The sequence below is a fragment of the Pseudomonas fluorescens genome, assembly GCF_018614655.1.
Lineage (GTDB): Bacteria > Pseudomonadota > Gammaproteobacteria > Pseudomonadales > Pseudomonadaceae > Aquipseudomonas > Aquipseudomonas fluorescens_BX.
Window position 1 is genome coordinate 327,451 of record NZ_JAGGOG010000018.1, and the last position, 12,584, is coordinate 340,034.

The following is a 12,584-nucleotide window of genomic DNA, read 5'->3' on the forward strand; positions in this document are numbered from 1 at the left end:
GCTGCCGAGGCACGAGGCTGCGATAAGGGCCGTAGGACCTTCAGCGGTTTCAAGATACTGACGACTGCTGCGCAGCCGATCGCAGGCTGCGCCAGCGGCTACAGGTGATCGACACGGCTCTTGTAGCCGCTGCCGAGGCACGAGGCTGCGATAAGGGCCGTAGGACCTTCAGCGGTTTCAAGAGACCGGCGACTGCTGCGCAGCCGATCGCAGGCTGCGCCAGCGGCTACAGGTGATCGACATGGCCTGTAGCCGCTGCCGAAGAATGAGGCTGCGATAAGGGCCGTAGGACCTTCAGCGGTTTCAAGACCCTTGCGACTGCTGCGCAGCCGATCGCAGGCTGCGCCAGCGGCTACAAGGGAGCGAAAGCCAACATTTCTCGGCAAGGGCTTAAGTGAACAGCGTTGCCTATATATCCAGTTGTCTGCGCGACAGCGCTCCGTCGAACATCTGACGGGACCTCTTCCACATGGGTCTTGCAACAGCATAAAAAAAGCCCCGCCTGCATCACTGCAGGCGGGGCTTTTCAGTATCGGGGTAAGGCTGGCTTACATCATGCCGCCCATACCGCCCATACCACCCATATCTGGCATACCGCCGCCAGCAGGAGCGTCATCTTTGATCTCGGCGATCATTGCTTCGGTGGTGATCATCAGGCTGGCAATCGACGAAGCCGCTTGCAGAGCCGAACGAGTCACTTTAGCTGGGTCCAGGATGCCCATTTCGATCATGTCGCCGTATTCGCCGGTAGCAGCGTTGTAACCGAAGTTACCCGAACCCTGCTTGACCTTGTCGACAACGACGCTTGGCTCGTCGCCGGAGTTGGCAACGATCTGGCGCAGCGGTGCTTCAACAGCACGACGCAGCAGAGCGATACCGACGTCTTGATCAGCGTTGTCGCCTTTCAGCCCGGAGATAGCCTGCAGAGCGCGAACCAGTGCCACGCCACCGCCAGGTACCACGCCTTCTTCAACGGCTGCACGGGTAGCGTGCAGGGCGTCTTCAACGCGGGCTTTCTTCTCTTTCATTTCAACTTCGGAACCCGCGCCAACCTTGATCACTGCAACGCCGCCGGACAGCTTGGCCAGACGCTCTTGCAGTTTTTCACGGTCGTAGTCGGAAGTGGTATCAGCCACTTGCGAACGGATCTGGGTCACACGAGCCTGGATGTCAGATTCGACGCCAGCGCCGTCGATGACGGTGGTGTTTTCCTTGGTCACGGTGACGCGCTTGGCATTACCCAGGTGTTCCAGGGTAGCGCTTTCCAGGCTCAGGCCGATCTCTTCGGAGATAACGGTACCGCCAGTCAGAACAGCGATGTCCTGCAGCATGGCCTTACGACGATCGCCGAAACCAGGTGCTTTAACAGCAACCACTTTCACGATACCGCGCATGTTGTTCACAACCAGAGTCGCCAGGGCTTCGCCTTCAACGTCTTCGGAAACGATCAGCAGTGGGCGGCCGGCTTTGGCAACAGCTTCCAGAACTGGCAGCAGTTCACGGATGTTCGAGATCTTTTTGTCGACCAGCAGGATCAGCGGGCCGTCGAGCTCGGCGGTCATGGTCTCTGGCTTGTTGACGAAGTACGGGGACAGGTAGCCACGGTCGAACTGCATGCCTTCAACAACCGACAGTTCGTTTTCCAGGCCCGAGCCTTCTTCAACGGTGATCACGCCTTCTTTACCGACTTTTTCCATGGCTTCGGCAATGATGTCGCCGATGGAGCTGTCGGAGTTGGCCGAGATGGTGCCGACCTGAGCGATAGCCTTGGTGTCAGCGCATGGCTTGGACAGGGACTTCAGCTCTTTGACAATGGCGATGGTCGCCTTGTCGATGCCGCGTTTCAGGTCCATCGGGTTCATGCCGGCAGCGACGGCTTTCAGGCCTTCGTTGACGATCGACTGAGCCAGAACGGTAGCGGTGGTGGTGCCGTCGCCTGCGTCATCGTTGGCACGGGAGGCAACGTCTTTGACCAGCTGCGCGCCCATGTTTTCGAAGCGATCTTTCAGCTCGATTTCTTTGGCAACGGACACGCCGTCCTTGGTGATGGTCGGAGCGCCGAAGCTCTTCTCGATGATCACGTTACGGCCTTTAGGGCCCAGGGTCGCTTTTACTGCGTCAGCCAGGACGTTGACACCGGCGAGCATTTTCTTACGGGCGGAGTCGCCGAATTTAACTTCTTTAGCAGCCATGATCGATATTCCTTAAATACTTTGTAGTAACGGGAAAATGAGCGGGGAAATCAGCCTTCCAGAACAGCGAGAATCTCGTTCTCAGCCATTACCAGCAGGTCTTCGCCGTCGATTTTCACAGTGTTGCTGCCGGAGTAAGGGCCGAATACAACCTTGTCACCCACTTTCACAGCCAGCGCACGTACTTCACCGTTTTCCAGGGTTTTGCCTGGACCAGCAGCCAGAATCACACCGTGGTTGGCTTTTTCAGCAGCCGAACCTGGCAGAACGATCCCACCAGCGGTTTTCTTTTCTTCTTCACTGCGACGGATGACGACGCGGTCATGCAGAGGACGAAGCTTGCTCATTGTCGATCTCTCCTAATTGTGTTTTTCATCGGCCGGTGTCAATTCCGGCAGGTTAAATTCCGGCGGCGCCGGTCGCGGTTCGCAGGACGAAACGCGGAAGTCTGTCTGGTGTCGCCACCAGAAACCTTGCGGTGACCGTTACATAAGGGCGCATAAGCTTATTACAAGGCTTGGGGATGAAAATTTTTGTGTCTTTAAAAGCAACACAGCACCCGAAGGTGCCATGCCAGTGAAGGGGCTACTTGGCGTCGCGGTGTTCGAACTCACCTTCGATCACGTCACCCTCGCGCCCCAGAGGCTGGCGAGGGGCCGGGCCGCCGCGTGGCTGCAGGTCATCGGAGAACGCACGCTGACGAATCGCAGCCTCTTCGGCACGCTGGCGCATCTTGCCCGCCAACAGCTTGCGAGTGAATGGCAACAACAGCACAAGGCCGAGCACGTCGCTGACAAAACCCGGCAGGATCAACAAGCCGCCAGCCAAGGCCATCATCAGGCCTTCAAGCATGGTCTGGGCCGGCAGCTCGCCGCGATTCAAACTTTCACGGGCGCGCAGTGCGGTGGCCAAGCCGGCGATACGCAGCACAAACACGCCGAGCATCGAGCCGAGAATAATCAGCAGCAGGGCCGGGAAAAACCCGATGGCCGCACTGACCTTGACGAATACGAACAGCTCCAACACCAGGAACAGCAGAAAGAGCAATAAAAAAGGGCGCATCAAATGGTTCCTCAACGCAAGAATGCCTTGCTAGTTCACCTTAGATGACGTCGCCGTTTCGTGAATTCAAGCTTCGGCGACCGTTTTTTTCGGCCAGGCCTGCGCGTGAGCCAAGAAAACCAAGGCTTCGCGTACTTGTGTCGGCGTGTTGCAAGGCTCGGCAAAAGGCAGCCAATACAGCGCCTGACCGATGCGCAGGTGCATGCCTTCGCTGTCGATACCGGCCAACTGAGCGGGCTCTGTCGTCGGCAGGCCAGCCAGCTCGACATAGTGGGCAATGGCCTTGGCGTGGTCACTGTTCATATGCTCGATCATGCTCAGCTCGGCCTTGCCAGCGAACGGATTGGCCAAGGTCAGTTGATCGACCCAATGGATCGCGCCAAAACCACCGATATAACGATGGCGCACCGGCTTGAGCACCCAGAAATCGAAATCATGGGCCTTGTGGTAATTCGCCGAATCCGGGAAATAACGGTAATAACGTTCGGCAGCCGATTCGATCGCCGCAGGATCATTGATCTTTTGCGCTTCAGCCAGGTAGGTCAGACGCCCTACCGCCTGTACGTCGTCCGCCTCGCGCTCCCCCACCAGTAACGAGCACTTGGGGTCTTTCTGCAGGTTATGGGTGTGCTGCGCGATGCGGCTGATCAGAATCAGCGGCTGGCCTTCGGCATCCAGGCAGTAAGGCACCACCGAGCCAAAGGGGAATCCAGGCATGGCCTTGGACAGCGTGGAGAGCGCTCCCCGGTATTCCTTGAGCAGTAGTTCTCGGGCATTCTTGGCAACGTGCGCGCTCAACTTATGACTCCTTCGGTAAATTCCGTCAAAAAACGGACTAGGGTGAGCGCTTAAATCTGCTCACAGGACATGCGAATGCATCTCAACGACAAAGTAATCATTATCACCGGCGGTTGCCAGGGTTTGGGCCGCTCCATGGCCGAGTATTTTGCAGGCAAAGGCGCCAACCTGGCCCTGGTGGACCTGAATCAGGAAAAACTCGACCAGGCGGTCGCCGCTTGCCAGGCCCGTGGCGTCAAGGCCCGCGCCTATCTGTGCAATGTGGCCAATGAAGAGCAAGTCGTCCAGACGGTGAAGCAGATTGCCGAAGACTTCGGTGCCATTCACGGTTTGATCAATAACGCCGGGATCCTGCGCGATGGCTTGCTGCTCAAGGTCAAGGACGGCGAGATGACCACGATGAGCCTGGCTCAGTGGCAAGCAGTGATCGACGTTAACCTGACCGGTGTCTTCCTGTGCACCCGCGAAGTGGCGGCAAAGATGGTGGAGTTGAAGAACCAAAGCACCATCATCAACATCTCGTCGATTTCCCGGGCAGGTAATGTCGGCCAGACCAACTACTCGGCCGCCAAGGCCGGTGTCGCGGCGGCAACCGTGACCTGGGCCAGGGAACTGGCTCGCTACGGCATTCGTGTGGCGGGCATTGCGCCAGGCTTTATCGAGACCGAGATGACCTTGGGCATGAAGCCTGAGGCACTGGAGAAGATGACGTCGGGGATTCCCCTCAAGCGCATGGGACGGCCCGAGGAAATTGCTCATTCGGCAGCGTATATTTTCGAGAACGACTATTACACCGGCCGGATTCTGGAGATGGATGGCGGCTTGCGGATTTAAAAACGCCGCAAGCCCGGGCCCACATTCTGGTCGAGCGTGACCCGATTACCAGGTCACGCCAAAACCCGCGGTGTAGCGGGTCTTGCTCAAATCACTGTCCGAGCCACCGCTAATAATGTCGCGCTCAGCCTTGAGGTTGAGAGACGCCCATTCGGTGACCTTGTAGCGAAAGCCCATCTCCGCATCGAGGGAATAGTCGGTAGGTCCTGTCAGGGGTTTGCCCAATTCTCCGTTGGTAAAGAACTCCACTGTTTTGCCAACCAGATAACGGTTGTAGCTCCACTTCATGGCCAGCGAGTAGAAATTGTCTTTACCGCCGTCGGCGTATTCGTAGTCGGTACGGTTCAACAACGAGCCCAGGGAAAACGCACCCAATTCGTCATCCCAGAACTGGTAGCCCGGGCCGGTACCGATGGTGCGCTGGCGGGACAGGTCTTCGATCTTGTCGCGTTTGTAGGTCAAGCGACCTTGCCAGAACCACTGTTCGGTGAGGAAGCGGTCCAGGTCGTACTCGGCGCTCCAGTTGTCGGTCGTCACGACGTCGTTCTGGAACTCCCGGTTGTATTCGCCCTTGGCGGTATGCCGCCAGGCGCCATGGCGGGCGCTGGTCTTGAAGTCGATGTCATAGTCGTTGGTGTCTTTTTCTGCGCGCTTGTAGTCCAGCGCCACGTCGACATTACCTTTCCACACCAGATCTTCGATCACAGGCTTGGGCTTGATGATCTGCTGGATACTCGCCAACTCGACGGTCTTCGGTGCCTCGCCATTGGCCAGGGTGACCTTGCCGGGCTCGGCGGCCTGCAGGGATTTGGCTTTCTCGCCCGTGTAGGCATCTTGCTTGACCAGCAACTCCTGGTCGCTTTCCAGGGTTTTCACCTGCTTCCAGTCCACCGGAATAGAGCCGGCATAGTCGGTCTGGATCAGCAATTTACCGCCGTCGAAGACCTTGATCTTGCCGGTCAGGCGATCACCATTTTTCAACCAGACAGTATCGGCGAGCAGGGGGGTGGAGGCGCTGAAAACAGCGAGGCATAGCAGGGTTCTGGACAGCATAAGCGGATGATGGACTCAAGTTTGCGAAAAAAACGGGCATTATCGCCAAGGATAAAGTCTTAGCAAGGACTGACTCGACTCTCTATATTGAGTTCAATTCTCATTGCCATTTTTACAGACGTTTCTTACAAACAGACTGACGATTTCAACGGGATACGCCCAAGTGATTGACCCCGCCGACGAAGAACAAAGCCCTGCCCAGATACGCCGAACGGCGCTCTACCTGACCCTCGCCCAGGTCCCCGAGGGTTGTGTGGTGAGTTATGGCGAGTTGGCGCACCTTGCGGGCCTGGGGCGCGCGGCCCGCTGGGTCGGCCGTACCCTCAGCCAACTCCCCGGCGACACCAAACTGCCCTGGCACCGAGTGCTGGGTGCCGGCGGTCGGATAAGTCTGCCCGTGGGGAGTGCCTCCGGGGACGAGCAACGTGCGCGTTTGCGCAGTGAAGGTGTCAGTATCCTGAACAATCGCGTTGATATTCAGCGTCATGGCTGGCGCCCGGTAGAGCACAGCGGTTAGAGTGCGCGCTTTGTTTCCGCAAATCTGAGGCAGACTCCAGCCCATGCCCCGTAAAACCTGGCGCGCCGCGCTCGCTGCCTATGCCAGCCCCTCGACGTTAGTGCTGTTGCTGCTCGGCTTTGCTGCCGGCATGCCTTACATGTTGGTGTTCTCGACGCTCTCGGTGTGGCTGCGTGAAGCCGGTGTGGCCCGCGAAACGATCGGTTATGCGAGCCTGATCGGCCTGGCTTATGCCTTCAAGTGGGTCTGGTCGCCGCTGCTCGACCAATGGCGCCTGCCGTTACTCGGCAAGCTTGGGCGTCGTCGTTCCTGGCTGGTACTGGCCCAGTCGCTGGTGATCCTCGGATTGATCGGCATGGGTTTTTGCGATCCGCAGAAACACTTGTCCTGGCTGATTGCAATTGCCGTAGTCGTCGCCTTCGCGTCCGCCACCCAGGATATCGCCGTGGACGCCTATCGCCTGGAAATCGCCGACGACAGCCGTCAGGCCGCCCTGGCCGCCAGCTATATGTCGGGCTACCGGATCGCCGCGTTGCTGGCCACCGCCGGCGCGCTGTTCTTTGCCGAAGGCTTCGGCTCCACCGGCTTCAACTATAAGCATTCGGCCTGGACCGGCACCTATGTGCTGTTCGGCCTGCTGATGGTCCCGGCTCTGCTGACCACCTTCTTCATGCGCGAACCCGATGTACCGTTGCGCACCCAACTTCAAGCCGGGCGCTACAGCTTCGTCCATCAACTGGTCTCGGTGTTTGTGCTGATCGTGTTGCTGGTGTCGGTACCCGCAATGTTTACCCAGCTGTACAACACCGACTTCGCCAGCGTGCTGTTCCAAGGCGTCAGCCTGCTCGACCTGCTGCTGGAAGACCGTGCGTTCCTGCGGGCCATCCTCTACATCCTCCTCACCACCCTGTGCCTCTCGGCCATGGGGCGTCGCGGACTCGCCCCCGTACTCACACCGGTCAACGACTTTATCCTGCGTTATCGCTGGCAGGCATTCCTGCTGCTGGGGCTGATCGCCACCTATCGCATGTCCGACACGGTCATGGGCGTGATGGCTAACGTGTTCTATATCGACCAGGGCTTCACCAAAGACCAGATCGCCGGTGTCAGCAAGGTCTTCGGCCTGATCATGACGCTGGTAGGCGCCGGCATGGGCGGCCTGCTGATCGTGCGCTTCGGGATCCTGCCGATCCTGTTTATCGGCGGTATCACTTCGGCCGGGACCAACCTGCTGTTCCTGATGCTCGCCGATATGGGCGCGGACCTGCAGATGCTGATCTTCACCATTTCCCTGGATAACTTCAGCTCGGGCCTGGCGACGTCGGCGTTTGTTGCCTACCTGTCGAGCCTGACCAACCTCAAGTTCTCTGCCACCCAATATGCGTTGCTCAGTTCGATCATGCTGTTGCTACCGCGCTTGATTGGCGGGTATTCAGGGGTGATGGTGGAGAAGTTCGGTTATCACAATTTCTTCCTGATCACCGCCCTGCTGGGTGTGCCGACGCTGCTCCTGATTGCCTTGCACTGGTTTCAGGAAAATCGGCGGATACGGTTGAATCCTCCCGAGGAAGGCGATCCGCTGTAGGAGCGAGGGGCACGCCTGGTTCTTGCTCGCAAAGAACTCAGGAACACCGCGTTTATCCGGGCTTCCCGCGTTATCGTTGACGACCTTCGCGAGCAAGCTCGCTCCTACATGTACCGCCCTTAACCTGATGCCTGTACGCGAGCAGCAAGCGCCCGTACAATCCCAAGTCATTTCAAGTCCAAGCAACCGACAACGGCCTACCATGCGCACCAGTCAATATTTGCTCGCCACACAGAAAGAAACGCCATCCGACGCAGTCGTGATCAGCCATCAGTTGATGCTGCGCGCCGGCATGATCCGCAAACTGGCCTCGGGCCTGTACACCTGGCTGCCCATGGGCTTGAAGGTGATGCGCAAGGTCGAAGCGATCGTTCGTGAAGAAATGAACGCCGCCGGCTCTCTGGAAGTGTTGATGCCGAGCACCCAACCGGCCGAGCTGTGGCAGGAATCCGGGCGCTGGGAAGAGTACGGCCCTGAATTGCTGCGCTTCAAGGACCGTCATGGCCGCGACTTCTGCGCCGGCCCGACCCACGAAGAAGTGATCACCGATCTGATGCGCAATGAGTTGAGCAGCTACAAACAGCTGCCCCTCAACCTGTACCAGATCCAGACCAAATTCCGTGACGAAATCCGCCCACGCTTCGGTTTGATGCGCGGCCGCGAGTTCATCATGAAGGACGCCTATTCGTTCCACGCGGACCTGCCGTCCCTGCAGGTCACCTACGACCGCATGCACCAGGCCTACTGCAACGTGTTCACTCGCCTGGGCCTGAAATTCCGTGCGGTTGAAGCGGACAACGGCTCCATCGGTGGTGCCGGCTCCCATGAGTTCCATGTGCTGGCCGAATCCGGTGAAGACGATATCGCCTTCAGCAACGGTTCCGACTACGCGGCGAACATCGAGAAAGCCGAAGCCGTGCCACGGGAAACTTCCCGTCCAGCACCGGCTGAAGAACTGCGTCTGGTGGATACACCAGAGACCAAGACCATCGCCGCGCTGGTGGAGAAATTCAATCTGCCGATTGAAAAGACCATCAAGACCCTGATCGTGCATGCCGAAGAAGAAGGCAAGCTGATCGCGCTGGTGATCCGTGGTGACCACGAGCTCAACGAAATCAAGGCTTCCCAGCAACCTGGCGTTGCCAGCCCGCTGGTCATGGCCAGCGATGCCGAGCTGCGCGACGCCATTGGCGCCGGTGCGGGCTCCCTCGGCCCGCTGAACCTGCCGCTGCCGATCATCATCGACCGTTCCGTCGAACTGATGAGCGACTTCGGCATCGGTGCCAACCTCGATGACAAACACTACTTCGGCGTCAACTGGGAGCGTGACCTGCCAGTGCCAACCGTGGCTGACCTGCGCAACGTGGTGGCCGGCGACCCAAGCCCGGATGGCAAGGGCACGCTGGAAATCAAGCGCGGCATCGAAGTCGGGCACATCTTCCAGCTGGGCAACAAGTACAGCAAGGCGATGAAGTGCGAAGTACTGGGCGAGAATGGCAAGCCGATCACCCTGGAAATGGGCTGCTACGGCATTGGCGTTTCCCGCGTGGTTGCTGCTGCCATCGAGCAGAACAACGACGAGAAAGGCATCATCTGGAGCGACGCCCTGGCGCCCTTCCAAATTGCTCTGGTACCGCTGCGCTACGAAACCGAACTGGTACGCGAAGCCACCGACAAACTGTATGCCGAACTGACGGCCGCCGGTTTTGAAGTGCTGCTGGATGATCGGGACAAGAAAACCAGCCCCGGCATCAAGTTCGCCGACATGGAACTGATTGGCATCCCGCACCGGATCGTGGTCAGTGACCGCGGCCTGGCCGATGGCAATCTGGAATACAAGAGCCGGACCGAAGCCGAAGCCCAACCGTTGCCGGTGGCTGACGTGCTGTCTTTCCTTCAGGCGCGTATTCGTCGCTGAAAACCAGATCAAGAGAAGTCATGTTCAAGCGAAACACCCAAGCCCTGGGGGGCGCCGCCTTGTGCGGTGCCCTGCTGGTCAGCGGCTGCGCCAATCAGATGTCGCAGCGCAGCGAGCACGAGGAACGTATCGAGCGCAAATTGCTCGACCATAGCCTGCAGATTGATGTGGGCGAGCCTAAAGTGCTTGAGCTGCCGCAACGCCGGGTTCGAATTCATGAGCAAAAGACCTTCGAGGTCACCGAGTTCGAAGTGACCCGTCGTTACGATCGCTACACGCCCTACCAGCCATGGCGCAAGCTCTATGAGATGCCGCTGGGCGCGGTGGCGTTGGTGGCAGGTGTCGGCGCCAACGTGGCCAATGTCTTCGCGCTGGGTAACCTTCCCACCAGCATGACACGTGACTGGCTCAGCTACGGCGTGGACGGGCTCAACCCGTTCATGAACGTGCAATCCCACGGACGGGCACAACAGAACCTGGCAGGTATTGATGAAGTCCAGCGCGACAAGCGCCTGGAGTCTTCAAGACTGCCCTGGAGTGAACGCCCGGTGCAGGTTACCGCAGGCAAGCAGACTCATGAGCTGACCACCGACCGCAGCGGAGTGCTGCGCCTGAACCTGCTGGACAGCCCGTTTGCCGAGCAGGACCTGAACCGTATCGGCACACTGAAGATCAGTGTCGACGATGCCCAGGATGATGTGCATTCGGACTCCTCCCTGGCAATCAGCAATACCCTGCGGGGCAAACTGCTGGAAGCCCATGGCTTGATCTACGACGACCTGGAAGATGACGAAGTCAGTCAGTGGGTACATCGGGTCAAGCGCTTGTCTGAACTGGGCCTGGAAGAAGAAGCCAGCGAGCTGGAACAAAGCCTGATCGAGCTGACTCGCAATGATCCTGAGTTACAACAGGAATTCCTCAAGGCCTTGACCAAGGATGCGGGGCGGTTGGTGGCGGATCCAGGGTCGAGCTGAGTTTTCAGCAACGCAGACGATCCAAATGTGGGAGCTACGCGATAGCGATGTAGCCGCTGCCGAGGTACGAGGCTGCGATGCAGTCCGCAGGGGCGCCCCGGGGTCGCTACGCAACCCATCGCAGCCTCGTACCTCGGCAGCAGCTACACCACCATTCCAACCAGACCAGTACATTGGTTTCTGGTTTCTACCAGGCCAACTCCAACTGCTCATTACCGCCACTCAAATCCAGTAGCCGCACCCCAATCCCCAACAATCGCACCGGCTTCCCGCCACGATTGAACGCCTGCGTCAGCAACTGCTGATAACTCTCAAGGTCCCGCCCTGCCCCCGCCTGCTCCAGCGTGGTTTGGGTGAAGTCGTGGAATTTCACTTTGACGAACGGCTTGCCCGCCCGGTAGCTGCTGTCGATGCGCGCTATGCGCCCGGCCAGGGTCTCCATCAATTCAGGTAATTTTTCCAGGCAACTGGGCAGATCCGGCAGGTCAACATCGTAGGTATTTTCCACACTGATGGATTGCCGGCGACTGTCGTTCTGCACCACCCGGTCATCAATCCCACGGGCCAGACTCCAAAGCCGCTCGCCAAAACTGCCGAATTCGCGCACCAGCGCCAGCTTGTTCCACTCCCGCAACTGCAGACAGTCCTCGATCCCTAACCGCGCCAACTTGTCCGCCGTCACCTTCCCCACGCCGTGCAGCTTGCTGACGGGCAGCGCCGAGACGAAGTCTTCCACCTGATCAGGGGTAATCACAAACAGGCCGTTGGGCTTTTTCCAGTCACTGGCGATCTTGGCCAGGAATTTGTTCGGGGCCACGCCGGCGGAAACGGTGATGTGCAGTTGATTGGAAACGCGGCGCCGGATGTCCTGGGCGATGCGCGTGGCGCTGCCGCCAAAATGCGGGCAGTCCGAGACATCCAGATAAGCCTCGTCCAGGGACAGCGGCTCGATCAGGTCGGTGTAATCACGAAAGATCGTCTGGATTTCCTTCGACGCTTCTTTATAAGCATCCATGCGCGGCTTGACGATGGTCAAATCCGGGCAGAGCTTCAAGGCATGCCGAGAGGACATCGCCGAACGCACGCCATAAGCCCGCGCCTCGTAATTGCAGGTGGCAATCACGCCCCGCCGATCCGCCGAACCACCGACTGCCAAGGGCTTTTGTGCCAGGCTCGGGTCATCGCGCATCTCGATGGCGGCGTAGAAGCAATCACAGTCGACGTGGATGATTTTGCGCTGCGTCATATAAAGAAAGAGGCGGCCAAGGCAGAAAATGCAAGTATCTCACTGACACCTGTATATAGCACCAGTACTTTGAATCTTCCGCACAAGCGGTAGGAAAAAACCCTGATGAATTCATTTTCTCAATCGAAACAGCCCCCTCAATAGAGCTGAAAGCCTCGCCCTGACTGGCCCGCGCCCTATCAAGATGTTGCCGTGGAGAGCTAAGCGATTGAACCACAAGCGCTTTTCTTTGAATCAACGGTTGACACACGGTCGTTCCTCTGTAGAATGCCGACACACAGACGCGGGATGGAGCAGTCTGGTAGCTCGTCGGGCTCATAACCCGAAGGTCGTCGGTTCAAATCCGGCTCCCGCAACCAAACATCAAAAAAGGCTACTCGAAAGAGTGGCCTTTTTTGTGCCTGC

Annotated in this window: 11 protein-coding genes and 1 tRNA gene; 6 read left to right on the top strand and 6 right to left on the bottom strand. The window is 58.5% G+C overall.

Annotation, left to right across the window (positions count from 1 at the left end; genetic code table 11):
* Positions 1–548: 548 nt before the first annotated feature.
* The 4 genes from groL to J7E41_RS19595 all read right to left on the bottom strand — a co-directional run bounded on the left by groL (position 549) and on the right by J7E41_RS19595 (position 4,052).
* Positions 549–2,192, bottom strand: coding sequence for a chaperonin GroEL (groL, locus tag J7E41_RS19580; protein ID WP_214995337.1), 1,644 nt, complete (start codon positions 2,190–2,192; stop codon positions 549–551).
* Positions 2,193–2,242: 50 nt separating this feature from the next.
* Positions 2,243–2,539, bottom strand: a complete 297-nt coding sequence (locus J7E41_RS19585) for a co-chaperone GroES (protein WP_003208599.1) — start codon at positions 2,537–2,539, stop codon at positions 2,243–2,245.
* A gap of 238 nt (positions 2,540–2,777) precedes the next feature.
* On the bottom strand, positions 2,778–3,254 hold the full coding sequence (locus J7E41_RS19590; protein WP_214995340.1) for an FxsA family protein: 477 nt from the start codon (positions 3,252–3,254) through the stop codon (positions 2,778–2,780).
* A gap of 66 nt (positions 3,255–3,320) precedes the next feature.
* Positions 3,321–4,052 carry a HugZ family protein gene (locus J7E41_RS19595; RefSeq protein ID WP_214995342.1) on the bottom strand — a complete coding sequence of 244 codons (732 nt, stop codon included), beginning with the start codon at positions 4,050–4,052 and terminating at the stop codon, positions 3,321–3,323.
* Positions 4,053–4,127: 75 nt separating this feature from the next.
* Between J7E41_RS19595 and J7E41_RS19600 the strand changes: the two genes are divergently transcribed.
* Positions 4,128–4,886 carry an SDR family oxidoreductase gene (locus J7E41_RS19600; protein WP_214995344.1) on the top strand — a complete coding sequence of 253 codons (759 nt, stop codon included), beginning with the start codon at positions 4,128–4,130 and terminating at the stop codon, positions 4,884–4,886.
* 45 nt (positions 4,887–4,931) lie between these two features.
* Here the strand turns inward: J7E41_RS19600 and J7E41_RS19605 are convergent, their stop codons facing one another.
* The gene (locus J7E41_RS19605) at positions 4,932–5,939 is read right to left on the bottom strand and encodes a DUF481 domain-containing protein (protein ID WP_214995346.1); all 1,008 of its coding nucleotides are present in this window, start codon (positions 5,937–5,939) and stop codon (positions 4,932–4,934) included.
* Positions 5,940–6,102: 163 nt separating this feature from the next.
* Here J7E41_RS19605 and J7E41_RS19610 point away from each other — a divergent pair, with 163 nt between their 5' ends.
* The 4 genes from J7E41_RS19610 to J7E41_RS19625 all read left to right on the top strand — a co-directional run bounded on the left by J7E41_RS19610 (position 6,103) and on the right by J7E41_RS19625 (position 10,933).
* Positions 6,103–6,456, top strand: coding sequence for an MGMT family protein (locus J7E41_RS19610; protein WP_214995348.1), 354 nt, complete (start codon positions 6,103–6,105; stop codon positions 6,454–6,456).
* A 43-nt stretch (positions 6,457–6,499) separates the two neighbouring features.
* Positions 6,500–8,041, top strand: a complete 1,542-nt coding sequence (locus tag J7E41_RS19615) for an AmpG family muropeptide MFS transporter (RefSeq protein ID WP_214995350.1) — start codon at positions 6,500–6,502, stop codon at positions 8,039–8,041.
* 202 nt (positions 8,042–8,243) lie between these two features.
* A complete protein-coding gene (locus J7E41_RS19620) occupies positions 8,244–9,959 on the top strand; it encodes a proline--tRNA ligase (RefSeq protein ID WP_214995352.1) in 1,716 nt (571 codons plus the stop codon).
* A gap of 20 nt (positions 9,960–9,979) precedes the next feature.
* On the top strand, positions 9,980–10,933 hold the full coding sequence (locus tag J7E41_RS19625; protein ID WP_214995354.1) for a hypothetical protein: 954 nt from the start codon (positions 9,980–9,982) through the stop codon (positions 10,931–10,933).
* A 187-nt stretch (positions 10,934–11,120) separates the two neighbouring features.
* On the opposite strand, the gene dinB is transcribed toward J7E41_RS19625, so the two are convergent.
* Complete coding sequence (gene dinB / locus J7E41_RS19630; RefSeq protein WP_214995356.1) at positions 11,121–12,179, bottom strand: DNA polymerase IV; 1,059 nt, start codon at positions 12,177–12,179, stop codon at positions 11,121–11,123.
* 282 nt (positions 12,180–12,461) lie between these two features.
* On the opposite strand from dinB, the gene J7E41_RS19635 reads away from it, so the two are divergent.
* Positions 12,462–12,538: transfer RNA gene (locus J7E41_RS19635), tRNA-Met, on the top strand.
* Positions 12,539–12,584: the final 46 nt, after the last annotated feature.